Origin of the sequence: Bradyrhizobium sp. UFLA01-814 (genome assembly GCF_046718885.1) — a bacterium.
GTDB lineage: Bacteria > Pseudomonadota > Alphaproteobacteria > Rhizobiales > Xanthobacteraceae > Bradyrhizobium > Bradyrhizobium elkanii.
Genome location: NZ_JAQOSR010000001.1, coordinates 1 through 23,677, shown reverse-complemented (window position 1 = coordinate 23,677; position 23,677 = coordinate 1). Strand labels below are relative to the sequence as shown.

At 64.6% G+C, this 23,677-nt stretch carries 20 protein-coding genes; 4 read left to right on the top strand and 16 right to left on the bottom strand.

Annotated elements, in window-relative coordinates:
• Positions 1-14: 14 nt before the first annotated feature.
• The 3 genes from PMN64_RS00100 to PMN64_RS00090 form a co-directional block, all read right to left on the bottom strand.
• Positions 15-893, bottom strand: a complete 879-nt coding sequence (locus PMN64_RS00100; RefSeq protein WP_028340803.1) for a F0F1 ATP synthase subunit gamma — start codon at positions 891-893, stop codon at positions 15-17.
• Between the two features lie 91 nt (positions 894-984).
• On the bottom strand, positions 985-2,514 hold the full coding sequence (gene atpA, locus PMN64_RS00095) for a F0F1 ATP synthase subunit alpha (protein WP_028340804.1): 1,530 nt from the start codon (positions 2,512-2,514) through the stop codon (positions 985-987).
• Positions 2,514-3,074: a F0F1 ATP synthase subunit delta gene (locus PMN64_RS00090; protein WP_028336317.1), complete on the bottom strand. Its 561-nt coding sequence runs from the start codon at positions 3,072-3,074 to the stop codon at positions 2,514-2,516. The genes atpA and PMN64_RS00090 overlap by 1 nt, the downstream gene beginning before the upstream one ends.
• Before the next feature lie 630 nt (positions 3,075-3,704).
• On the opposite strand from PMN64_RS00090, the gene PMN64_RS00085 reads away from it, so the two are divergent.
• Positions 3,705-4,199, top strand: coding sequence for a septal ring lytic transglycosylase RlpA family protein (locus tag PMN64_RS00085; protein ID WP_411779140.1), 495 nt, complete (start codon positions 3,705-3,707; stop codon positions 4,197-4,199).
• Between the two features lie 199 nt (positions 4,200-4,398).
• On the opposite strand, the gene PMN64_RS00080 is transcribed toward PMN64_RS00085, so the two are convergent.
• Positions 4,399-6,609 (bottom strand): primosomal protein N', encoded by a 2,211-nt coding sequence (locus tag PMN64_RS00080; protein WP_411779139.1) that lies wholly within the window; start codon positions 6,607-6,609, stop codon positions 4,399-4,401.
• Positions 6,610-6,732: 123 nt separating this feature from the next.
• On the opposite strand from PMN64_RS00080, the gene PMN64_RS00075 reads away from it, so the two are divergent.
• Both PMN64_RS00075 and PMN64_RS00070 read left to right on the top strand, forming a co-directional pair.
• Positions 6,733-7,704 carry a tyrosine recombinase XerC gene (locus PMN64_RS00075; RefSeq protein WP_411779138.1) on the top strand — a complete coding sequence of 324 codons (972 nt, stop codon included), beginning with the start codon at positions 6,733-6,735 and terminating at the stop codon, positions 7,702-7,704.
• Positions 7,705-7,851: 147 nt separating this feature from the next.
• On the top strand, positions 7,852-8,442 hold the full coding sequence (locus tag PMN64_RS00070; protein ID WP_026192099.1) for a DUF4337 domain-containing protein: 591 nt from the start codon (positions 7,852-7,854) through the stop codon (positions 8,440-8,442).
• A 141-nt stretch (positions 8,443-8,583) separates the two neighbouring features.
• On the opposite strand, the gene PMN64_RS00065 is transcribed toward PMN64_RS00070, so the two are convergent.
• From PMN64_RS00065 to PMN64_RS00010, 12 genes are all read right to left on the bottom strand, one after another.
• Positions 8,584-9,123 (bottom strand): hypothetical protein, encoded by a 540-nt coding sequence (locus PMN64_RS00065; RefSeq protein ID WP_411779137.1) that lies wholly within the window; start codon positions 9,121-9,123, stop codon positions 8,584-8,586.
• A gap of 40 nt (positions 9,124-9,163) precedes the next feature.
• Entirely contained in the window at positions 9,164-10,564 is a 1,401-nt protein-coding gene (gene lpdA / locus PMN64_RS00060) for a dihydrolipoyl dehydrogenase (protein ID WP_411779136.1), read from the bottom strand.
• 84 nt (positions 10,565-10,648) lie between these two features.
• Positions 10,649-11,398: an SDR family oxidoreductase gene (locus PMN64_RS00055; protein WP_411779135.1), complete on the bottom strand. Its 750-nt coding sequence runs from the start codon at positions 11,396-11,398 to the stop codon at positions 10,649-10,651.
• A gap of 67 nt (positions 11,399-11,465) precedes the next feature.
• Positions 11,466-12,710 (bottom strand): 2-oxoglutarate dehydrogenase complex dihydrolipoyllysine-residue succinyltransferase, encoded by a 1,245-nt coding sequence (odhB, locus tag PMN64_RS00050; protein WP_411779134.1) that lies wholly within the window; start codon positions 12,708-12,710, stop codon positions 11,466-11,468.
• Positions 12,711-12,893: 183 nt separating this feature from the next.
• Positions 12,894-15,854 (bottom strand): 2-oxoglutarate dehydrogenase E1 component, encoded by a 2,961-nt coding sequence (locus PMN64_RS00045; RefSeq protein WP_411779133.1) that lies wholly within the window; start codon positions 15,852-15,854, stop codon positions 12,894-12,896.
• Between the two features lie 254 nt (positions 15,855-16,108).
• Positions 16,109-16,990, bottom strand: coding sequence for a succinate--CoA ligase subunit alpha (gene sucD, locus PMN64_RS00040; RefSeq protein ID WP_028340814.1), 882 nt, complete (start codon positions 16,988-16,990; stop codon positions 16,109-16,111).
• A gap of 38 nt (positions 16,991-17,028) precedes the next feature.
• Entirely contained in the window at positions 17,029-17,505 is a 477-nt protein-coding gene (locus PMN64_RS00035; protein ID WP_028340815.1) for a DUF1579 family protein, read from the bottom strand.
• 2 nt (positions 17,506-17,507) lie between these two features.
• Positions 17,508-18,704 carry an ADP-forming succinate--CoA ligase subunit beta gene (sucC, locus tag PMN64_RS00030; RefSeq protein WP_028340816.1) on the bottom strand — a complete coding sequence of 399 codons (1,197 nt, stop codon included), beginning with the start codon at positions 18,702-18,704 and terminating at the stop codon, positions 17,508-17,510.
• Between the two features lie 161 nt (positions 18,705-18,865).
• Positions 18,866-19,834 (bottom strand): malate dehydrogenase, encoded by a 969-nt coding sequence (mdh, locus tag PMN64_RS00025; protein ID WP_038384693.1) that lies wholly within the window; start codon positions 19,832-19,834, stop codon positions 18,866-18,868.
• A gap of 210 nt (positions 19,835-20,044) precedes the next feature.
• Positions 20,045-21,232, bottom strand: coding sequence for a cell division protein ZapE (gene zapE / locus PMN64_RS00020; protein WP_411779132.1), 1,188 nt, complete (start codon positions 21,230-21,232; stop codon positions 20,045-20,047).
• Positions 21,233-21,453: 221 nt separating this feature from the next.
• Complete coding sequence (thpR, locus tag PMN64_RS00015) at positions 21,454-21,990, bottom strand: RNA 2',3'-cyclic phosphodiesterase (protein ID WP_411779131.1); 537 nt, start codon at positions 21,988-21,990, stop codon at positions 21,454-21,456.
• A 166-nt stretch (positions 21,991-22,156) separates the two neighbouring features.
• A complete protein-coding gene (locus PMN64_RS00010; RefSeq protein ID WP_411779238.1) occupies positions 22,157-22,816 on the bottom strand; it encodes an arylesterase in 660 nt (219 codons plus the stop codon).
• 55 nt (positions 22,817-22,871) lie between these two features.
• Here PMN64_RS00010 and PMN64_RS00005 point away from each other — a divergent pair, with 55 nt between their 5' ends.
• The gene (locus PMN64_RS00005; RefSeq protein ID WP_028336302.1) at positions 22,872-23,591 is read left to right on the top strand and encodes an ABC transporter ATP-binding protein; all 720 of its coding nucleotides are present in this window, start codon (positions 22,872-22,874) and stop codon (positions 23,589-23,591) included.
• Positions 23,592-23,677: the final 86 nt, after the last annotated feature.

Below are 23,677 nucleotides of genomic sequence, written 5' to 3'. Positions count from 1 at the left end.
CTTCGAAATCTGCGTTAGACCGCCTCAGCGCCGGAGATGATCTCGATCAGCTCCTTCGTGATCTGGGCCTGACGGGTTCTGTTGTAAATCAGGGTTTGCTTGCGAATCATCTCGCCGGCATTGCGGGTCGCGCTGTCCATCGCGCTCATCTGCGCGCCATAGAACGAGGCGTTGTTCTCGAGCAGCGCGCGGAAGATCTGCACCGCGAGGTTGCGCGGCAACAGGCTGCCGAGGATCTGGTCCTCTTCAGGCTCGTATTCGTAGGACGTGGAGGGCGCCGCATTTGCCGCGGGTGCAGTCACCTCCAGCGGGATGATCTGCTGCGCGGTCGGAATCTGCGCGATCACCGACTGGAAGCGCGAGTAGAACAATGTGCAGACATCGAACTCGCCGGCCTCGAACCGCGCCAGCACCTTGTTGGCGATGTCCTCGGCATTGGCGAAGCCGATCTGGCGCACCGAACGCAGGTCGAGGTGCTCGACGATGCGCTTCTCGAACGTCCGCCGCAGCTGCTCGTAGCCCTTGCGGCCGACGCAGAAGAATTTGACTTCCTTGCCCTGCGCGAGCAGCGCGTTCGCCCGCTCGCGCGCCAGGCGCACGATGGCGGAATTGAACGCGCCGGACAGGCCGCGCTCGCCGGTGCAGACCAGAAGCAGGTGCACCTGATCGTTGCCGGTGCCGGCAAGCAGCGCCGGCGCGCCGGGCGTGCCGTTGGCAGCCGCGGCGATGTTGGAAATCACCGCATCCATCTTGGTGGCATAGGGCCGCGCCGCTTCGGCGGCGTTCTGCGCGCGACGCAGCTTCGAGGCTGCGACCATCTGCATGGCCTTGGTGATCTTCTGCGTCGCCTTGGTCGAGGCGATGCGGACCCGCATGTCTTTTAGTGACGCCATTCTTCGTTCACCCCGGCGATCCGACCACAACGGTCAGATCGCAAGCCTCCGTTCGTCACGCCCGGCGGCGAGCCGGGCGACGCCCCATTCGTTATGCAAAGGTCTTGGCGAAGCCCTCGACGGCCGTCTTGAGCTTGGCGGCGGTGTCGTCGGACAGATCGCGGCTGGTGCGGATCGCATCGAGGATGTCGGCGTTCTTGCCGCGCAACAGCGACAGCAGGCCGTCCTCGAACGCCTTCACCTTGTTGAGCGGCAGCGGATCGAGATAGCCGTTGGTGCCGGCCCAGATCACGCAGACCTGCTCTTCCATCTTCAGCGGCGAGAATTGCGGCTGCTTCAGAAGTTCGGTCAGGCGCGAGCCGCGGTTGAGCAGGCGCTGGGTCGAGGCGTCGAGGTCCGAGCCGAACTGCGCGAACGCCGCCATTTCGCGGTACTGCGCGAGCTCGCCCTTGATCTTGCCGGCGACCTTCTTGGTCGCCTTGGTCTGCGCCGACGAACCGACGCGCGACACCGACAGACCGACGTTCACGGCGGGACGGATGCCCTGGAAGAACAGGTCGGTTTCCAGGAAGATCTGGCCGTCAGTGATCGAGATCACGTTGGTCGGAATGTAGGCCGACACGTCGTTGGCCTGGGTTTCGATGACCGGCAGCGCCGTCAGCGAGCCCAAGCCATGCTCCTTGTTGAGCTTGGCGGCGCGCTCGAGCAGGCGGGAATGCAGGTAGAACACGTCGCCCGGATAGGCTTCGCGGCCCGGCGGACGGCGCAGCAGCAGCGACATCTGGCGATAGGCGACGGCCTGCTTCGACAAGTCGTCATAGATGATCACGGCGTGCATGCCGTTGTCGCGGAAGTATTCGCCCATGGTGCAGGCGGTGAACGGCGCGATGTACTGCATCGGCGCCGGATCGGACGCGGTGGCCGCGACGATGATCGAGTATTCCAGCGCGCCCTGCTCTTCGAGCACTTTCACGAACTGCGCGACGGTGGAGCGCTTCTGGCCGATCGCGACGTAGACGCAATACAGCTTGAGGTTCTCGTCCGGCTGGGCGTTGAGCGGCTTCTGGTTCAGGATGGTGTCGAGCGCGATCGCGGTCTTGCCGGTCTGACGGTCGCCGATGATCAGCTCACGCTGGCCGCGGCCGATCGGGATCAGCGCATCGATCGCCTTGAGGCCGGTGGCCATCGGCTCGTTCACCGACTTGCGCGGAATGATGCCGGGCGCCTTGACGTCGACGCGCTTGCGTTCGGTGGCCTGGATCGGACCCTTGCCGTCGATCGGGTTGCCGAGCGCGTCGACGACGCGGCCGAGCAGGCCCTTGCCGACCGGCGCGTCCACGATCGCGCGGGTGCGCTTGACGGTCTGGCCTTCCTTGATCTCGCGGTCGGCGCCGAAAATCACGATACCGACGTTGTCGGTTTCGAGGTTGAGCGCCATGCCGCGCGTACCGTTCTCGAACTCGACCATTTCACCGGCCTGAACGTTGTCGAGACCGTAGACGCGGGCGATACCGTCACCGACCGACAGCACCTGGCCAACTTCGGTGACCTCGGCTTCCTGGCCGAAATTCTTGATCTGGTCCTTGAGGATCGCAGAAATTTCTGCGGCGCGGATGTCCATCAGCCTGCCTCTTTCATCGCGTTCTTGATCGAATTGAGTTTGGTGCGAAGCGAACTATCCACCATGCGGCTGCCGAGCTTGACCACCAGGCCACCAATAATGGAGGGATCGACCTTCACGTTGAGCGCGACGTCCTTGCCCGTCACTGATTTCAGTGCGGCCTTCAGCGCGTCGAGATTCTTGTCACTGAGCTGCTCGGCGACGGTGACTTCCGCAGTCGCCTCGCCCTTGAACTTCGCCACCAGCGCGCGATAGGCGCGGATCACATCGGCAACGGCGAACAGCCGGCGATTGGCGGTGAGCACCTTGAGGAATTTGGCCGACGTGCCGGCGATGCCGGCCTTGTCGAGCACCGCGGTCAGTGCCTTCAGCTGGGCGTCGGCGGCGAACACCGGGCTGCGGACGAGGCGCTTGAGATCGGCACTCTCGTTGAGCATGGCCTCGAACTTGTCGAGGTCGGCCCGGACTTGATCGACGGATTGCTCGTCGCGCGCCAACTCGAACAGGGCCGTTGCGTAACGACCGGACACTCCCGAAACGGACGGATCTTCAGCAGCCACGAGCTCGCTCTTTTTTGCTGTCAAATTCGCAAGGGAAAAACCGTCGCCACCAAAGCAGCGCCTAGCGATCCAAGCCCTTGGAATTCAAGCGGGACTTCGATTTTCGACCGGCACAGGACGTGCCGGGACCGTTAAAATCGCGGCTTTGCTAACATAGCAATCGCGCAGGTGCAACATGACGGCATCGTGAGTGCCGCCTTGTCGCATGCGCTTTTTGGCGACCGCAGCCGGCGGCCAAATCGGGAAAATTTGGCGCGCGGAAATTCGGCGCACCGGGTGCGATTCGCGCCGCCGCGATTTTGTTCCATCGAAATTTGCATAGGCCTATGGCCGAGCGCGCAGGGAACTCCGGGCAGGCTGCGGTTTCATTTGGCGATTACTTACCGAAAACTTACCGTCGCCTCGATAATCAGTATTGGCAAGTATATTGCTCGTTAAAAATTGGTTAAATAGCAAGATTACGGAACCTCGACCGACTACCCCAAGGCGGTAACAAGATATTTCAGCACGAGATAATCCGGATTTACTGCCCAATTCGTGCCTCATTGGGAAACCAAACGGCCTTGGTCAACGAAGGGACGGGGGTTCCACTTGCCGTGTTAGCGGCAATACTGTCTGAGGGTCTTATCAATGCTGAATATCAAGAAGGCGGCGGGCAATGTAACCCGCTCGCGCACGGCGCTTGCTTTTGTAGCCGCAACTATTCTGGTCGGGGGCAGCGTGACCGAGGCGTCCGCGAAGTCCCGGCACCACCATCATCGCCACCACCACCATCATCACCACGTCCGCGCCGAAGGCTCGTCCTGGCGCGACGCCAATGCATCGATCCAGCCGTCCGGCGGCCACTCGTTCTCGGGGATGGCCTCCTTCTACGGCAATGAGTCGGGCAGCCGCACCGCTTCCGGCCAGCGCTTCAACCAGAACGCCATGACCGCCGCCCACCGCTCGCTGCCGTTCGGCACCAAGCTCCGCGTCACCCATGGCGGCCGCAGCGTCGTCGTCACCATCAACGATCGTGGCCCGTTCATCCGCGGCCGCGTGCTCGACCTCTCCACCGGCGCAGCCCGCGCCATCGGCCTGACCGGTGCCGGCGTCGGCCGTGTCACCGCCGAGGTCGTCTCGTAAGCGCGTTCAGTAAGCGTTGCGTTGCGTAACGGCCGCGAGGCCTGCTTCGCGCCAAAAAGGCCTGCCGTCGCAAATGACGGCAGGCTTTTTCTTTTGCCACCTCTCCCTCGTCATTCCGGGGCGGAGCGAAGCGACGAACCCGGAATCTCGAGATTCCGGGTCTGGTCCTGCGGACCATCCCGGAATGACGGTGGTGAAACTACAAAAAGCTCTGCGGATCGACGTCGACCTCGAGCTTCAGATTGCCCTTGGTCTTCGGACCCGCCGCCAGCCATTCGCGCAGATATTGCGACAGGTCGACATTGCGCAGCGACTTCACCAGCAGGCGGAAGCGGTAGCGGCCCTTGATGACGGCGAGCGGCGCCTCCGCGGGCCCGAGCACCTGGATCCGCTCATCGAGCGGCGCCACCGCGGCGAGCTTGCGGGCAAAACCTTCCGCTGTCGGACGGTCGCCGGCGGAGACGATCAGGCTCGCCAGCCGGCCGAACGGCGGGTAGCCGGTGCGCTCACGAATCTCGATCTCGCTGGCATAGAACGCCTCGCGATCATTGGCGATCAGGGCCTTGATCACGGGATGCTCGGGCTGGTGGGTCTGCAGAAAGCCGACGCCGCGGCCCTGCTCGCGGCCGGCGCGGCCGACCACCTGGTTCAGCAGCTGGAACGTCCGCTCGGCGGCGCGCGGATCGCCGTTGCTCAGGCCGAGATCGGCATCGATGACGCCGACCAGATTGAGCCGCGGGAAGTTGTGGCCCTTCGCCACCAGCTGGGTGCCGATGATGATGTCGACGCGGCCCTCGGCGATCTCGTTGAGCTCGCTTCGCATGGTCTCGATCGAGGTGATGAGATCGCTCGACAGCACCATCGTCCGTGCCTCGGGGAAGATGTGGGCGGCCTCTTCCTGCAGGCGCTCGACGCCGGGACCGACCGCGGCCAGCGATTCCTCGGCCGCGCAATGCGGGCAGATATTCGGGCGCGGCATCGAGAAGCCGCAGTGATGACAGACCAGCCGCTGCCGGAACCGGTGATCGACCAGCCACGCATCGCAGATCGTGCAGGCGAAGCGGTGGCCGCAGGCGCGGCACAGCGTCAGCGGCGCGTAACCGCGGCGGTTGAGGAACAGCAGCGCCTGCTCGCGGCGCTCGATCGCATGGCGAATTTGCTCGGCCAGCACCGGCGAAATGAAGCGGCCGCGCGGCGGCGGCGCGCGGCGCATGTCGATCGCCTCGATATGCGGCATGTGCTGACCGCCGAACCGCGACGGCAGCGCCACGCGCTGGTAGCGCCCCTTGCGCGCATTGACCTCGCTCTCGACCGACGGCGTGGCTGAGGCCAGCACGATCGGGATCCTGGCGATATGGGCGCGGACCACCGCCATGTCGCGGGCGTGATAATGCGCGCCGTCGTCCTGCTTGTAGGCCTGGTCGTGCTCCTCATCGACGATGATGAGGCCGAGATCGGCATAGGGCAGGAACAGCGCGGAGCGGGCGCCGACCACGACCGGCGCCTTGCCCTCGGCGATCGCGGCCCAGTTGCGCGCGCGCGTGCGCGGCGTCAGCTCCGAATGCCATTCCAGTGGCCGCACGCCGAAGCGCTGCGCGAAACGGTCGAGGAACTGGCCGGTCAGCGCGATCTCCGGCATCAGGATCAGCGTCTGCTTGCCGCGACGGATATTTTCGGCGATCGCCTCGAAATAGACTTCGGTCTTGCCGGAACCGGTGACGCCGTCGAGCAGCGCGACGTGAAAGCTGCCGCTCGCAGCCAGCGTCCGCATCACGTCGACGGCACTGCGCTGCTCGCGCGAAAAATCCGGCTGCGCGTAGGAGGGATCCGGAACGGGCGGCGGTGCCGGCGGCGGCATCGCCTCGACCGTGAGAGTGCCTTCGTCGACCAGGCCGTCGATCACGCCGGAACTGACGCCGGCCTCCCGCGCCGCCTCCGACTTGCCGTGCAGCAACCGGTCCGACAGCACCTCGATCACCCGCCGGCGCGCCGGCGTCAGGCGCCGCGGCGGCTCGCCGACCAGCCGCACGCCGAGCCGCGTCCGCTCCGGCCCGAGATTGTCACCCATCCGCAGCGTCATCCGCAGCACCATGCCGCGTGCCGACAAAGTGTAATTGGAGACCCAGTCGACCAGCTGGCGCAGCTCCGGCTTCAGCGGCGGGACATCGAGCTTCTCGCTGACGTCCTTGAGCCGGTTGTGCAGCCGCGGATCCGGATTGGCGTTTTCCGCCCACACCACCGCAACGACCTCGCGCGGCCCGAGCGGAACGCCGATCACGTCGCCCGGCACAAGCTCCATGCCGCGCGGAACGCGGTAGGAATAGGTCTGGTTCAGCGCGACAGGCACCAGCACGTCGACGACACGAGTCGTCGATGCGGAGGCTGGGCCGGGGCGCGTGGTATGGTCCATTGAATCAGAGCCTTGGAGTCCGAACGTTGCACCGGGCTAGCACCGCCTTGCGGTCTTAGCGATCGGTAAACGAAGGCAGTGCGATATAATCAGGAGAATCGCAGCGCCAATAGCCCTTAAGAGATGGCCCGGACCGATCAGCCCATCCCACCGCTCGAACTCGACTGCGCCGACGCATCGGTCACGCAGGAGATGACGCGCTGGCTGTCGCATCTGCGTGCCGAGCGGCGGCTGTCGCCGAAGACGCTCGAGGCCTATGCCCGCGACGTGCGCCAATGCCTCGCCTTCCTGGCCGGGCACTGGGGCGCGCGGGTGACGCTTAAGGCATTCTCCGCGCTCGAGGCAAGCGATGTGCGCGCCTTCATGGCGATGCGCCGAACCGAGGAGATCGGCGGGCGATCGCTGATGCGGGCACTGGCGGGCCTGCGCTCGTTCGGACGCTTCCTGGAACGCGAAGGCAAGGGCAAAGTCGGCGCGCTCTCGGCGATCCGCGCGCCCAAGGTGGCGAAGAGCCTGCCGAAGCCGATTCACATGGAAGCAGCGAAACGCTTTGCCGATGCCGACGAGCGCGCGGACGAGACCCGCGAGACCTGGATCCTGGTGCGTGACGCCGCCGTCATGGCGCTGCTCTATGGTTCGGGCCTGCGCATCTCCGAGGCACTGGGGCTGAAGCGCCGCGACGTGCCGAAGCCCGGCGAAGGCGACGTGCTCGTGGTGACCGGCAAGGGCAACAAGACCCGCATGGTGCCGGTGCTGCAGAACGTGCTGCAATTGATCGCGGACTATGCGGCGATCTGCCCGCATCAGCTCAGCCCCGCGGGGCCGATGTTCGTCGGCGCGCGCGGCGGCCCCTTGAGCCCGCGCATCATCCAGCTCACCATGGAACGGCTGCGCGGCGCGCTCGGCCTGCCCGACAGCGCAACGCCGCATGCGCTGCGGCACTCCTTCGCCACGCATCTGCTCAGCCGTGGCGGCGATCTGCGCGCGATCCAGGAATTGCTCGGCCACGCATCGCTGTCGACCACGCAGATCTACACCGGCATCGACAGCGAGCGCCTGCTCGAAGTCTATCGCTCCGCGCATCCGCGCGGCTGAGCACCCAGGTCTGGATTCAAAATAAAGCGCGAGCTTTGGCCCGCCGTCATGCGCCGTTCATCTTCAGACGGCTACTCCAAGCCGCCCGCCCCTTGCCTTGTGCACCGCATTCGGCAATCGTGGCGCAGTCGCATCTGGAGGGGAATCATGAGCGCACATGAAAGTATGGAGCACGCGGAGCATGCCGAGCATGCTTCGGGCGAGAACAAGAAGATCGCGCTCCTGATCGCCGTGATCGCCCTGTGCCTGGCGCTGTCGGAAACGCTCGGCAAGGGCGCCCAGACCGAATCGATCAGCAAGAATGTCGAGGCCTCCAACCTGTGGGCCTTCTTCCAGGCCAAGAGCATCCGCCGGACCGCGGTGCAGACCGCGGCCGAACAGGGCAAGCTGAACCTCGCGACCACCACCGACGAGGCGGCCAGGGCTGCGCTGCAGAAGCAGATCGACGACTGGCAGAAGACCGCGGCGCGCTACCGCTCAGAGCCGGAAACCGGCGAGGGTTCAGAGCAGCTCTCCGAACGCGCCAAGCACGCCGAGCATGAGCGCGACGAGGCCACCGCGAAATATCATCATTTCGAGCTTGCCTCTGCTGCGTTCCAGATCGCCATCGTGCTGGCATCGGCGACCATCATCACGGGCATCCTCGCGCTGGCCTGGGTGTCCGGCCTGGTGACGCTCGCCGGCATCGTGATGACGGCGCTCGGCCTGTTCCAGCCGCACTTGCTTCATCTGCATTGAGTGCAGCGCGCCGCTTTCGAACCGTCATCCTGAGGAGCGCGCCCTTGCGCGCGTCTCGAAGGATCGACGGCCACCGGCCGGGCCGTGCATCCTTCGAGACGCGCTACGCGCTCCTCAGGATGACGGAATAGAAAGTTTTGATCAAAGAGGCTTGCTGGTCTGATGCACGCTTTTGCGGAAGCGCGCGATCACGCGCAGCGTGCGGGCCGCCCAGCCCTCGCCGTCGCCACGGATCATCTCGCGAATGCGTCGCTTGATCGGCTCGACCAGCGCGGTGGCCTTGGCCCGCAGTGCCATCACGAAATTATAGAGCGCCTCGAACCAGGGCATCTCCAGCAGTTTCGGCCGCGTCACGTCGAACAGGAAGGCCGTCACGCCGACACCGACGAACTTGGCGAACAGGATCAGCGAGACCGCACTGAACCAGTATTGGTTCGCCAGCAGCCAGAGCCCGATCAGCTTGAGCGGAAACAGCGGGATGACCGGCACGACGAAGACGATCAGCGTCATCGCCGGCGACAGCGAATCGACCCGGTCGGCAAGCCATTGCTTGAGCGCGCGGAGCGGAATCCACGCGACCACCCGCGCCACGATCGGCTCGAGGTGGTCCCATAGCCAAGCCTCGACCAGGAAGACGATCGCAAGCAGGACCCAGAACGGCTGAAGCAGGCGGCGCAGCATCGCTATGATCTCAACCCGGCTGACGCCGGACGTTCGATCATCACATATGGATGGCGCGCTTGCCCACCGCAAGCGCGGCTTCCTTGATCGCCTCCGAACGGGTCGGGTGCGCGTGGCAGGTGCGTGCCAGATCCTCGGCCGATCCGCCGAATTCCATCAGAACGCAGGCTTCATGGATCATTTCGCCGGCTTCGCGGCCGACGATGTGGACGCCAAGCACCCGATCCGTCTTCGCATCTGCGAGAATTTTCACGAAGCCATCGGTGGTCTGATTGACCTTGGACCGGCCGTTCGCCGTGAACGGGAATTTGCCGACGGTGTATGCGACGCCAGCCTGCTTGAGGTCTTCCTCGGTCTTGCCGACCGACGACACTTCCGGCGTGGTATACACAACACCTGGGATGACGTCGTAGTTCACGTGGCCGGCCTGGCCCGCGATGATCTCCGCGCAAGCAACGCCTTCGTCTTCCGCCTTGTGCGCGAGCATCGGCCCGGCCACGACGTCGCCGATCGCATAGATGCCCTTCACGTTGGTCGAGAAGTGCGCGTCGATCTCGACGCGGCCGCGATTGTCGAGCGCGACGCCGGCCTCCTTCAGCCCGAGGCCCTCGGTGTAGGGCACGCGGCCGATGCAGACGAGCGCGACGTCGGCTTCGATAGTTTCCGCAGCGCCGCCGGCGGCCGGCTCGACCTTGACCTGCAGCGTCTTGCCGGAGGTATCGACCGCGGTGACCTTGGCGCCGAGCTTGAAGACGAAGCCCTGCTTCTCGAGCATGCGCTGAAATTGCTTTGCCACCTCGCCATCCATGCCGGGCAGGATGCGGTCGAGGAATTCCACGACCATGACGTCCGCACCGAGACGCCGCCAGACCGAGCCAAGCTCGAGGCCGATCACCCCCGCGCCGATGATCAACAATTTCTCCGGCACCTTCTCCAGCGACAGCGCGCCGGTCGACGACACGATGCGCTTCTCGTCGATGTCGATGCCCTTCAGGCGGGCGATATCGGAGCCGGTGGCGATCACGATGTTCCTGGTCTCGACGGTCTCGGACTTGCCGCCGCCGGAGACCTCGACCTTGCCAGCACCGAGGATCTTGCCGGTCCCCTTGAGCACGTCGATCTTGTTCTTCTTCATCAAGAACTCGACGCCCTTGACGTTGCCGTCGATGCCCTGCTGCTTGAAATTCATCATCGAGGGCAGATCGAGCTTCGGCGCCGAGACGCTGACGCCCATCTTGGCGAAGGAGTGCGCGGCTTCCTCGAACATCTCGGAGGCGTGCAGCAGCGCCTTCGACGGCATGCAGCCGACATTGAGGCAGGTGCCGCCCAGCGTCGCGTCCTTCTCGACGACGGCGACCTTCATGCCGAGTTGCGCCGCGCGGATCGCGCAGACATATCCGCCCGGGCCGGTGCCGATGACGACGAGATCGTAAGAAGCCATGATAGAAGGTCCTGTAGCTAAGCTCTGTGACAATTACGCGGGCGCGATCGTGTCGGCAGACCGCCGCCCGCTCTTGATCGTGTGCTAGCGACCGCCCGACACGTCGAGGATCGCGCTGGTGACATAGGAAGCCTCGTCCGAGATCAGCCAGACGATGGCGTTGGCGATTTCATCGGCCGTGCCGACACGCTTCATCGGCACCATATGGGCAAGCCGGTGCGCGCGATCGGGCTCGCCGCCCGCAGCGTGAATGTCGGTGTCGATCAGTCCGGGCCGGATGCCGGCGACGCGGATGCCTTCATTCGCGACTTCATAGCCGAGGCCGATCGTGAAGGAGTCGATCGCGCCCTTGGACGCGGCATAGTCGACATAGGTGTTGGGAGCACCGAGTTTCGCCGCGACCGAGGACAGGTTGACGATGACACCGCCCTTGCCGCCGTGCTTGGTCGACATGCGCTTCACCGCCTCGCGCGCGCACAGGATGCTGCCGGTGACATTCACCGCCATCATCTGCTGGATACGCTCGGCCGACATCTCGTCGACACGCACGCCGCTCTTGCCGACAATGCCGGCATTGTTGACGAGCGCGCCGAGCGTGCCGAAGCTGTCGGCCGCCTTGAACAGCGCCAGGATGTCCTGCTCGCTGCCGACATCGCATTTCACCGCGATCGCCTTGCCGTTTTTGGCCTCGATCGCGGCGACGACCTCGTCCGCCGCGGTCTTGTTGGATGCATAGCCGACCACGATGCGATAGCCGCGCGCGGCGGCAGCGAGCGCGGTGGCGCGGCCGATGCCGCGGCTGCCGCCGGTGATGACAACGACCTTATCCGTCACTTTGATCCCCAAATGTGAGCACCCAACAGATCGCGGCGCCCGATCGGACGCCGCGCGCGATACGACCTTAGAGGTCCAGCACCAGGCGGGCCGGATCCTCCAGGCTCTCCTTGACGCGCACCAGGAAGGTGACCGCTTCCTTGCCGTCGATGACGCGGTGATCATAGGACAGCGCCAGATACATCATCGGGCGAACCTCGATCTTGCCGCCGACGACCATCGGCCGCTCCTGGATCTTGTGCATGCCGAGGATGCCGGACTGCGGCGCATTCAGGATCGGCGTCGACATCAGCGAACCGTAGATGCCGCCATTGGTGATGGTGAAGGTGCCGCCCTGCATCTCGTCGATCTTGAGCTGGCCGTCACGGGCGCGGCGGCCGTAGTCGGCGATCGACTTCTCGATCTCGGCGATCGACTTGTGGTCGCAGTCGCGCACCACAGGCACCACGAGGCCGCGGTCGGTGCCGACCGCAACGCCGATGTGATAGTAGTTCTTGTAGATCAGGTCAGAGCCGTCGATTTCAGCGTTGACCGCCGGAATGTCCTTCAGCCCCTGCACGACGGCCTTGGTGAAGAAGCCCATGAAGCCGAGCTTCGAGCCGTGCTTCTTCTCGAACGTGTCCTTGTAGAGAGCGCGCAGCTTCATCACCTCGGTCATGTCGACCTCGTTGAAGGTGGTCAGCATCGCGGCGGTGTTCTGCACGTCCTTGAGGCGGCGCGCGATGGTCTGGCGCAGCCGGGTCATCTTCACACGCTCCTCGCGCGCGGCATCGTCGGCCGGCGACGGCGCACGAACCTGCACGGCGGCGGCCGGCTGGTTGACCGGGGTCGGCGCCGAGGCGGCCTTCTCGATCGCGGCCAGCATGTCGCCCTTGGTCACGCGGCCGTCCTTGCCCGAACCCGGAACGGTGGACGCATCGATGCCGCTTTCGGCCGACAGCTTGCGGACCGAGGGTGCCAGCGGCGCATCCGCCGGCGGCGCCTTCGCGGCGGCAGCAGCCGGCGCAGCAGCGGGCGCCGGCGCGGCGGCCTTGGCGGGAGCAGCAGCAGCGGCGGCAGCGGGCTTGGCCGCAGCCGCGCCGTCATTGATCTGGCCGAGCAGCGCGCCGACGGCGACGGTCTCGCCGTCATTGGCGATGATCTCGCCGAGCGTGCCGGCGACCGGCGCGGGCACCTCGATCGTGACCTTGTCGGTCTCCAGCTCCACCAACGGCTCGTCCACCGCGACGGCTTCACCGGCCTTCTTGAACCAGCGGCCGATCGTGGCCTCGGTCACGGATTCGCCGAGCGTTGGAACGCGAATTTCAGTCATGGTCTTTTCCTCGATAACCCTGCGGTCGCAAAATTTGCGGTCGTGTAACGGTCCACCACCGCCCGCCAAAGCGAGCGATCCGGTACTCCGTGACGACAGCACTCCTGCTGGATGACGCGGATACCGGATGCCCCGCTCCAGTGCGCAATTGCACAAGGCGGGGCATGGCTTCAGTGAAGGTCGTTAGTTCAGTGCGTCGTCGAGCAGCGCCTTGAGCTGCGCCAGATGTTTCGACATTAGGCCAGTCGCGGTTGCCGCCGATGCCGGACGGCCGGCATAGCGCGGACGCCTGTTGGGCGCGTGGATCTGGTTGAGCACCCATTCCAGATAGGGCTCGATGAAGTGCCAGGAGCCCATATTGCGCGGCTCCTCCTGGCACCAGACCACTTCGGCGTTCTTGAAGCGGCCGAGCTCCTGCACCAGCGCCTTCAGCGGCACCGGATAGAGCTGCTCGACGCGCATCAGATAGATGTCGTCGATGTCGCGCTTCTCACGCTCCTCGTAGAGATCGTAGTAGACCTTGCCGGAGCACAGCACGACGCGGCGGATCTTGTCGTCCGGCACCAGCTTGATCTTCTCGTCCGGCAGCATCTGCGCGTCATCGTACAGGATGCGGTGGAACGTGGCGTTCTTGCCGAGCTCCTCGAGCTGCGACACCGCGCGCTTGTGGCGCAGCAGCGACTTCGGCGTCATCAGGATCAGCGGCTTGCGGATTTCGCGATGCAGCTGGCGCCGCAGCACGTGGAAGTAGTTCGCCGGCGTGGTCGGATTGACCACCTGCATGTTGTCTTCGGCGCACATCTGCAGGTAACGCTCGAGGCGCGCGGAGGAGTGCTCCGGTCCCTGCCCTTCGTAGCCGTGCGGCAGCAGGCAGACGAGGCCCGACATGCGCAGCCACTTGCGTTCGCCCGACGAGATGAACTGGTCGAACACCACCTGCGCGCCGTTGGCGAAGTCGCCGAACTGCGCTTCCCAGAGCGCCAGCGCGTTCGGCTCGGCCAGCGAGTAACCGTATTCGAAGCCGAGCACCGCCTCTTCCGACAGCAGCGAGTTGATGACCTCGTAGTGGCCGGTGTCTTCGCCGCCGAGATGGTTGAACGGCGTGTAGCGGCTCTCGTCCTCCTGGTCGATCAGCACCGAATGGCGCTGCGAGAAGGTGCCGCGCTCGGAATCCTGCCCGGACAGGCGCACATGATGGCCTTCCTGCAGTAGCGTGCAGAACGCCAGCGCCTCACCGGTGGCCCAGTCGATCCCGACACCGCTGTCGATCGCCTTGGCGCGATTGTCGAGGAAGCGCTGGATGGTGCGGTGGACGCGGAAACCGTCCGGCACCTTGGTGATCTTGCGGCCGATGTCCTTGAGCACCGTAAGGTCGACGCCGGTGACGCCGCGGCGGGCGTCCTCTTCCTGGTCCGCGATCTTGAAGCCCGCCCACTTGCCGTCGAGCCAGTCGGCCTTGTTCGGCTTGTAGCCGGCGCCGGCTTCGAGCTCGGCGTCGAGCCGCGCGCGCCAGTCGGCCTTGGCCTTCTCGACCTCGCCCTCGGTCAACACGCCGTCAGCGACCAGCCGCTTGGCGTAGATCTCCAGCGTTGACGGGTGAGAAGCGATCTTCTTGTACATCACCGGCTGGGTGAACGCCGGCTCGTCGCCCTCGTTGTGGCCGTGGCGCCGGTAGCAGAACATGTCGATGACGACCGGCTTGTGGAATTTCTGCCGGAATTCGATCGCGACCTTGGCCGCGAACACCACGGCCTCCGGATCGTCGCCATTCACGTGGAAGATCGGCGCATCGATCATCTTCGCCACGTCGGACGGATAGGGCGACGAGCGCGAGTAGCGCGGATAGGTGGTGAAGCCGATCTGGTTGTTGACGATGAAGTGCAGCGAGCCGCCGGTGCGGTAGCCCTTCAGATCCGACAGGCTGAAGCATTCCGCCACCACGCCCTGGCCCGCGAAGGCCGCGTCGCCATGCATCAAAAGCGGCAGGACGGAGATGCGCATATCCGGCGGATCGCCGTGCTGGTCCTGCTTGGCGCGCACCTTCCCCATCACGACCGGATCGACGATTTCCAGATGCGACGGATTTGCGGTCAGCGACAGATGGATGTTGTTGCCGTCGAACTCGCGGTCCGAGGAGGCGCCGAGGTGATACTTGACGTCGCCGGAGCCTTCGACCGAATCCGGATTGGCCGAACCGCCCTTGAATTCATGAAACAGCGCGCGGTGCGGCTTGCCCATCACCTGGGTCAGCACGTTGAGGCGGCCGCGATGCGGCATGCCGACCACGATCTCCTTTACGCCGAGATTGCCGCCGCGCTTGATGATCTGCTCGAGCGCCGGAATCAGCGATTCACCGCCGTCGAGGCCGAAGCGCTTGGTGCCGGTGAACTTGGTGTCGCAGAACTTCTCGAAGCCGTCCGCCTCGATCAGCTTGTTGAGGATCGCGCGGCGTCCCTCGGGCGTGAACGAGATCTCCTTGTCCGGCCCCTCGATGCGCTCCTGGATCCACGCCTTCTGCGCGGCGTTGGAGATATGCATGAACTCGACGCCGAGCGTCTGGCAGTAGGTGCGTTCGCAGATCTGCACGATCTCGCGCAGCGTGCCGTATTCGAGGCCGAGCACGTGGTCGAGGAAGATCTTGCGATCGAAGTCCGCCTCGGTGAAGCCGTAGGAGCGCGGATCGAGCTCCTCGCGGTCGCGCGGCGCCTCGATGCCGAGCGGATCGAGCTTGGCATGGAAATGGCCGCGCATGCGGTAGGCGCGGATCAGCATCAGCGCGCGAACCGAATCGCGGGTGGCCTGATGGACGTCGGCATCGGACAGCTCGGCGCCCTTGGCCTGCGCCTTGGCCGCGAGCTTGGTGCCGACCGCCTTCTCGACCTGGGCCCAGTTGCCGTCGAGCGCGGAGGTCAGCTCGTCGCGCGGCGTCACCGGCCAGTTGTCGCGGCCCCACGAGGCGCCCTCGGCGTTCTTCTGGACGTCGGCCGGGGCGTCCTTCAGGCTTTTGAAGAAATCCTGCCATTCGGCGTCGACCGACGACGGGTCCTGCTCGTAGCGGGCGTAGAGGTCGTCGATGTAGGCGGCGTTGGTGCCCTGCAGGAATGATGAGAGTGCAAAAGCGGCGTTCGCGTCTTGGCGAGACATGGGCAGTCCTGGTGATTTTTTCGGTTCGCGCGTAGGAGACGGCGCTGATGCCGGTCTGGAAGTGCGCCGGCTGGATTGATACCCTTTACCCTATCTAGGACAGATATTCCTGCCTAAAAGAACTAAGAAATGAATTTATTTTCATTTCTTATTGATTGGTATTCTGGCGACAAAACGCAATAAAAAAGCGGGTTCCCCAAGGAGAACCCGCCCGAAACACGCCAAATCTCGAAGGGAACTTCGCCGGACGGCGGTTACTTCAGCATCTCCGCGAGCGTGTGCCCGAGGCGCGCCGGCGACGGCGACACCCTGATGCCGGCGGCTTCCATCGCCGCGGTCTTGGAACCGGCGTCGCCCTTGCCGCCCGAGATGATCGCGCCGGCATGGCCCATGCGGCGGCCGGGAGGTGCGGTGACACCGGCAATGAAGCCGACCATCGGTTTCTTGCGGCCGCGCTTGGCCTCGTCCTTGAGGAACTGGGCGGCGTCTTCCTCGGCGGAGCCGCCGATTTCGCCGATCATCACGATCGACTTGGTCTTCTCGTCGGCCAGGAACATCTCGAGCATGTCGATGAACTCGGTGCCCTTGACCGGGTCGCCGCCGATGCCGACCGCGGTGGTCTGGCCGAGGCCCTCCTGGGTGGTCTGGAACACCGCCTCATAGGTCAGGGTGCCGGAGCGGGAGACGATGCCGACCGAGCCGGGCTTGAAGATGTTGGCCGGCATGATGCCGATCTTGCATTCGCCGGCGGTCATCACGCCGGGGCAGTTCGGCCCGATCAGCCGCGACTTCGAGCCCGACAGCGAGCGCTTCACGCGCACCATGTCGAGCACCGGGATGCCCTCGGTGATGCAGACGATCAGCGGGATCTCCGCGTCGATCGCCTCGCAGATCGCGTCCGCCGCGCCCGGCGGCGGAACATAGACCACGCTGGCGTCGGCGCCGGTCTTCTCGCGCGCTTCGGCGACGGTGTCGAACACCGGCAGGTTGAGATGGGTCGAGCCGCCTTTGCCGGGCGCCACGCCGCCGACCATCTTGGTGCCGTAAGCGATCGCCGCTTCCGAATGGAACGTGCCGTTCTTGCCGGTGAAGCCCTGGCAGATGACCTTGGTGTTCTTGTCGATCAGAATGGACATGGTTCGAGATGCTTTCGCGAGACGATCAGTGAAGGGGTTCAGTGAACACGCCGGTACACGCCGGTGAGCACGTCGGCCCACCCTTCCGCGTCAGGCGAGAACTGGATTTTCATGTTGTAGGTGTCGTCGTCGACGACCTCGTAGACGTGACGGGCATTGCCGCGCAGCGAGCCGCGCACCAGGATCAGCGACTTGCCCGCCCAGCCACCGGACGCCGGTGACGGCGGGTAGTAGCCGAGCGAGTCGTGCCAGAACAATTTGTAGGCCCGATCGTCGCGGTCGTAGGTGAACACGCCGTGGGTGGCGAAGCTCTCCTTGCCGTCGCGAGTCTGCACGCTGTCCTGGATCAGGTAGAAGCCGTTGAGCGCGATGCGCGCAACGACGTGCGAGGTGGCCGGACCGCCCGCGGTCCAGCGCGACGGATAGACCATCTCTTCGCCGCTCCACTCGCCCGCAAACGCCGCGAGCTTGCGGTGTTCGTCCAGCGGTGTCGGAGCGTCGAGATGATCGGCCATCGTTAGCCTCCCTTGACGGCTTTCACGATCTTCTGTGCAGCGTCATCGAGGTTGTCGGCGGGCAGGACGTTGAGGCCGCTCTCGCGGATGATCTTCTTGCCCTGCTCGACATTGGTGCCTTCGAGGCGCACCACCAGCGGCACCTTGAGGCCGACCTGCTTCACCGCGGCGACCACGCCCTCGGCGATCACGTCGCACTTCATGATGCCGCCGAAGATGTTGACCAGGATGCCCTTCACGTTCGGATCGGCGGTGATGATCTTGAACGCGGCCGCGACCTTCTCCACGCTGGCGCCGCCGCCGACGTCGAGGAAGTTCGCCGGCTCCATGCCGTACAGCTTGATGATGTCCATGGTCGCCATGGCGAGGCCGGCGCCGTTGACCATGCAGCCGATCGTGCCGTCGAGCGCGACGTAGTTGAGGTCGTATTTCGACGCCTCGATCTCCTTGGCGTCTTCCTCGGTCTCGTCGCGCAGCGCGACCACGTCCGGATGACGATAGAGCGCGTTGCTGTCGAACGACACCTTGGCGTCGAGCACGCGCAGCTGGCCCTGCTTGGTGACGACGAGCGGATTGATCTCGAGCATCGCCATGTCCTTGGCGGCGAAGGCGGCATAGAGCTGGCCGGTCAGCTTCTCGGCCTGCTTGGCGAGATCGCCGGTCAGCTTCAGCGCCTTGGCAACCGTGCGGCCGTGATGCGGCATGATGCCGGTCGCGGGATCGACCGAGAACGAGACGATCTTTTCCGGGGTCGAATGCGCGACCTCTTCGATATTCACGCCGCCTTCGGTCGACACCACGAAGGAGATTTCGGAGGTCTCGCGATTGACCAGGATCGAGAGGTAGAACTCCTTGTCGATGTCGGAGCCTTCCTCGATGTAGAGGCGATTGACCTGCTTGCCGTGCGGACCGGTCTGCACCGTGACCAGCGTCGCGCCGAGCATCTGCTTGGCGAATTCGCCGACCTCGGCGGCCGACTTGGCGATGCGGACGCCGCCCTTGTCGCCGGCCGATGCTTCCTTGAACTTGCCCTTGCCGCGGCCGCCGGCATGGATCTGGCTCTTCACCACCCAGATCGGGCCGGGCAGCTGCTTGGCCGCCGCGTCGGCCTCTTCCGGCTTCAGCACCGGCACGCCGCGCGAGATCGGCACGCCGAATTCATGCAGCAAAGCCTTGGCCTGGTATTCGTGGATATTCATGGAAAGACGCTCCCAAACCCTCGTGCGGCGACCTTTTACGTCAGCCTTGAGACTGGCATACCATATACCAAAGCTCGCGCAACTAAAAAATCCGCCGGAATTTCATCGCCTTGCACCCGATAGACGATTGAAACCGCCTATCGGGTCATTGCCATTCGAGATTACTTGCCGAGCAGATCGGGCGCGATCTTCTTGCAGGCGTCGACCAGGCCCTGCACCGCACCGACCGACTTGTCGAAAGCCTCGCGGTCCTTGCCCGCCAGTTCGATCTCGACGATGCGCTCGACACCCTTGGCGCCGACCACGACCGGCACGCCGACATACATGTCCTTCACGCCGTACTCGCCGTTGAGATAGGCGGCGCAGGGCAGCACGCGCTTCTTGTCCTTCAAATAGCTCTCGGCCATCGCGATCGCGGACGCAGCCGGCGCGTAGAACGCGGAGCCGGTCTTGAGCAGGTTGACGATCTCGGCGCCGCCGTTGCGGGTGCGATCGACGATCTCATCGATGCGCGTCTGCGAGGTCCAGCCCATCTTGACGAGGTCGGGCAGCGGAATGCCGGCGACAGTCGAGTAGCGGGTCAGCGGCACCATGGTGTCGCCATGGCCGCCGAGCACGAAGGCGGTGACGTCCTCGACCGAGACGTTGAATTCGTCGGCCAGGAAATAGCGGAAACGCGCGGAGTCGAGCACGCCCGCCATGCCGACCACCTTCTTGTGCGGCAGGCCCGAGGCCTTCTGCAGCGCCCACACCATGGCGTCGAGCGGGTTGGTGATGCAGATGACGAACGCGTCGGGCGCGTACTTCTTGATGCCGGCGCCGACCTGCTCCATGACCTTGAGGTTGATGGAGAGGAGATCGTCGCGGCTCATGCCGGGCTTGCGCGGCACGCCGGCGGTGACGATGCAGACCTTGGCGCCGTCGAGAGCTTCATAGGAATTGGCGCCGACCAGATTGGAATCGAAACCGTCGACCGGCGACGACTGCGCGATGTCGAGTGCTTTGCCCTGCGGCACGCCCTCGGCAATATCGAACAGCACGACGTCTCCGAGTTCCTTGAGGCCGACGAGGTGCGCCAGCGTTCCGCCGATCTGTCCGGAGCCAATCAGAGCAATCTTGTCGCGTGCCATGGGAAATCAGTCCTTTGAACTGTGTACGGGAGGGAGGGAAGTCGGTTGCAAGGGTGGTTATCCCTTTCGATTGATCCATTCAAGTCGCGGCCTGCCCGATTGCGAGCCCTGCCTGGAATTCGATCAGGCATGCCAGCAACATCCGCCCCGGAGACACGAAAAGTTGCTCCGAACCGGACCGCGCGCAAGACGGAATTTCGAGGCTGAATTTCAGGTCTCGACCAGGCCGGTCGACGCGCCGCTCGCCGAGGAGTCCTTCCGGCCGTGCGGCAGCGCCAGGTAGGATTCCGAGCTCATCTCGATCAGGCGCGAGGACGTGCGCCTGAACTCCATCGCCTCGACGCCTTCGGTCGCAAGGTAAAGCGACACCGGATCGGCCTCGGCCGAGGCCATCAGCTTCACGGCATTGTCATAGAGCGTGTCGATCAGCGAGATGAAGCGCTTGGCGGCATTGCGCTCGGCGTAGTCCATCACCGGAATGTGGTCGATCAGGATCGTATGGTAGTCGTGCGCGAGCCTGAGATAGTCGGACGCGGCCAGCGGCTTCTCGCAGATGTCCATGAAGCTGAAGCGCGCGACGCCGTGCGCCGAGCAGGGCACGTTCAGGATACGTCCCTTGATCGGAATGAGGCGCGCCTTGCACGGGGCATTGCCGGTCATCTTGCGCCAGGCCGCGTTGAGCGCGGCATCGGCCGCGTCATCCGCGGGCACCAGCCACATCTTGACGCCGACGAGTTTCTCCAGCCGGAAGTCGGTGCGCGCATCGAGCCGCAGCACGTCCATGTGGTCGGAGATCTGCGCGATGAACGGCAGGAACAGAGCGCGATTGAGACCGCCCTTGTAGAGATCGTCAGGCGCAACGTTCGAGGTCGCGACCACCACGGTGCCGAGATCGAACAGCTTTGCGAACAGCCGGCCGAGGATCATCGCATCGGCGATGTCGGTGACGTGAAATTCGTCGAAGCAGAGCAGCCAGGCTTCGTCGAAGATTGCCTGCGCGGTGAGTGCGATCACGTCGCCGTCCACGATCTCGCCGCGCGCGATCTGCTGACGGTAGCCGTAGATGCGCTCATGCGCCTCGGCCATGAATTCGTGGAAGTGCGCGCGGCGCTTGTGCTCGACCGGGCTCTGCTGGAAGAACAGATCCATCAGCATGGTCTTGCCGCGACCGACCTCGCCGTGGACGTAGAGCCCGCGCGGCGGCTTGTCGTCCTTGTCGCCGCCGAACAGCCGCCCGAACAGGCCTTGCTTGCGCTGCGGCTTGTAGCTCGCGAGCCGCTCATCCAGCGCGCCGAACGCCTCGGCGGCGCGGGCTTGCGCGGGATCGGCCTCGATCGCGCCGGAGGCGACCAGGGATTTGTAGAGTTCGAGAAAGGAACTGGGCGAGGTGGACAGCATGAGCCCACCTTACGGCCCTAGTGCGCGGCAAATTGCAAGCCGTGAATTGTGCCAGTGGCTATGCACTTTCCTCTCCCTCACCCCGCTCTTTCGGGGAGAGGGCTGGGGTGAGGGGCTCTCACCACCCGACGCGCTCTATCGACGGACCTGTACCCCCTCACCCGGATCGCATCTTCGATGCGATCCGACCTCTCCCCGCAAGCGGGGCGAGGTGAAGAGGCTCACGCGCAGAGCGCGTAGGAATCCTCGACCACATAGGGGCCGCCGCCTGTCGACGCGCGCGACGAGAACAGCACGAAGCGGTCCGCCATGAAGCTGCGGCTAGGGAAGTAGCCGCGCACCGACAGATAATCCGCGACGTCCTGGCTCGAAGCGTCATGCAAACGCGCGAGCGTGATATGTGGCGTGAATTTTCTGCCCTCGGGATCGAGCCCCATCCGCTGCATCATCCGCTCGAGCTCGGCCTGCAGTTCGATCAGCGGCCGACTGGGCTCGACGGCGGCAACCACCGCGCGCGGCTTGCGTCCGCCGAAGCTCGACAGGCCCTGCAATTTGACCTCGAACGGTTTTCGGTTCACCCGAAACAGCATCGTCGCGATCTCGTTGGCCCAGAGGCCATCGATGTCGCCGATGAAGCGCAGAGTGACGTGATAATTTTCGGGATCGATCCAGCGTGCGCCGGGAAGGCCGCCACGCAAATTGGAAAGTGTCTGGCCGATCTCGGCCGGAATTTCCAGTCCAGTGAACAGACGCGGCATCGCATTAATCCTCGATGCTTGGCGCGGGTTTTGGGAGCCCGCACCCTGTAACAGCCCGGTGACGAATCACCGATGCCTATTTGTACCCGAGATATGTGACTCTGCGAAGCATGACCCGTTAACAGCTCGTAAACCTACGGACACAACCCGGCTCGCTGCCTGCGTTTCAGCTGCGTTGCCCTGATATTGCGCCGAGAAATGCCTCCACTGTGGGCAGGATATTTTTCACAACGATGTCCACACCTGCTGCCGTCGGGTGCATGCCGTCGGCCTGGTTGAGCTTCGCGTCGGCGGCCACGCCATCGAGGAAGAACGGATAGAGCGGCACGCCAAGGGCCTTCGAGAGATCCGGATAGATCGCGTTGAACTTCGCTGCATACTCACTGCCATAGTTCGGTGGCGCGAGCATGCCGCACAAGAGCACGGCGATCTTGCGCGCCTGCAACTTTGTGATGATGTCGGAGAGCGCGGCACGCGTGACGGCGGGATCGATGCCGCGCAAGGCATCGTTGGCGCCGAGCTCGACAATCACGGCATCGGTTCCATCAGGCACCGACCAGTCGAGCCGCTCGCGGCCGCCCGAGGCGGTGTCGCCGGACACCCCGGCATTGCTCATCTCGACCTTTATCCCCTTGGCTTCCAACGCCTTTTGCAGCCGGATCGGGAACGCCGCCGGACCCGGGAGGCCGTACCCAGCGCTCAGGGAATCGCCCAGAACCACCATCTTGATCGGCTTCGCCGGGCCTTTGTCCCGGCCATTCTCCAGTCCTGGCGTCTGCGCGCTGGCCGCCGTCATCAAGCCCATAAGCAACACGAGTATGTGCACGAAGATTCTCAACCGGCCCTCGACCGCAGCCGCGGAAGTGCCATATGACCGAACCATGGACAGTCTCATCGAATCCTCTTCACTGACCGACGTCGAGCCGGACACCATTGCCGTCAGGAACGTCAATCTCTCGCTCGGCACCGGCGCGGCACGGGTCCATATCCTCAAAGATATCAGCCTTCGTGTGGCGGCGGGTGAGGCCATCGGCCTGATCGGCCCGTCGGGCTCGGGCAAGTCGACCTTGCTGATGGTGATGGCGGGGCTCGAACGTCCTGACAGTGGAGAAGTGGTCGTCAACGGCACCTCGTTCAATGCCCTCGATGAAGATGCGCTGGCGCGCTTCCGCGGCCGCCAGGTCGGCATCGTCTTCCAGTCGTTCCATCTGATCCCGACCATGACGGCGCTGGAGAATGTCGCGGTGCCGCTCGAACTCGCCGGCAATCCCGATGCGGCCGCGCGCGCCGCGCAGGAGCTGCAATCGGTCGGGCTCGGCGAGCGCCTGCATCACTATCCGACGCAACTTTCCGGCGGCGAGCAGCAGCGCGTCGCGATCGCGCGCGCGCTCGCGCCCGATCCCGCGATCCTCGTTGCCGACGAGCCGACCGGGAATCTCGACGAGACGACGGGCAAGCAGATCGTCGACCTGCTGTTCACCAAGCACGCCGAGCGCGGCATGACGCTGGTGCTAGTGACGCACGATCTCGCGCTCGCGCAGCGCTGCGACCGCGTCGTGCGGCTGCGCTCCGGCCGCATCGACGGACAATCAACTACATGAGCTTTGCCACCACATGAGCTTTGCGTCCGAAGTCGCGCTGCAAGGCCGCGCGTCGTCGCTTGCCTTCCGTTACGCGCTGCGCGAAC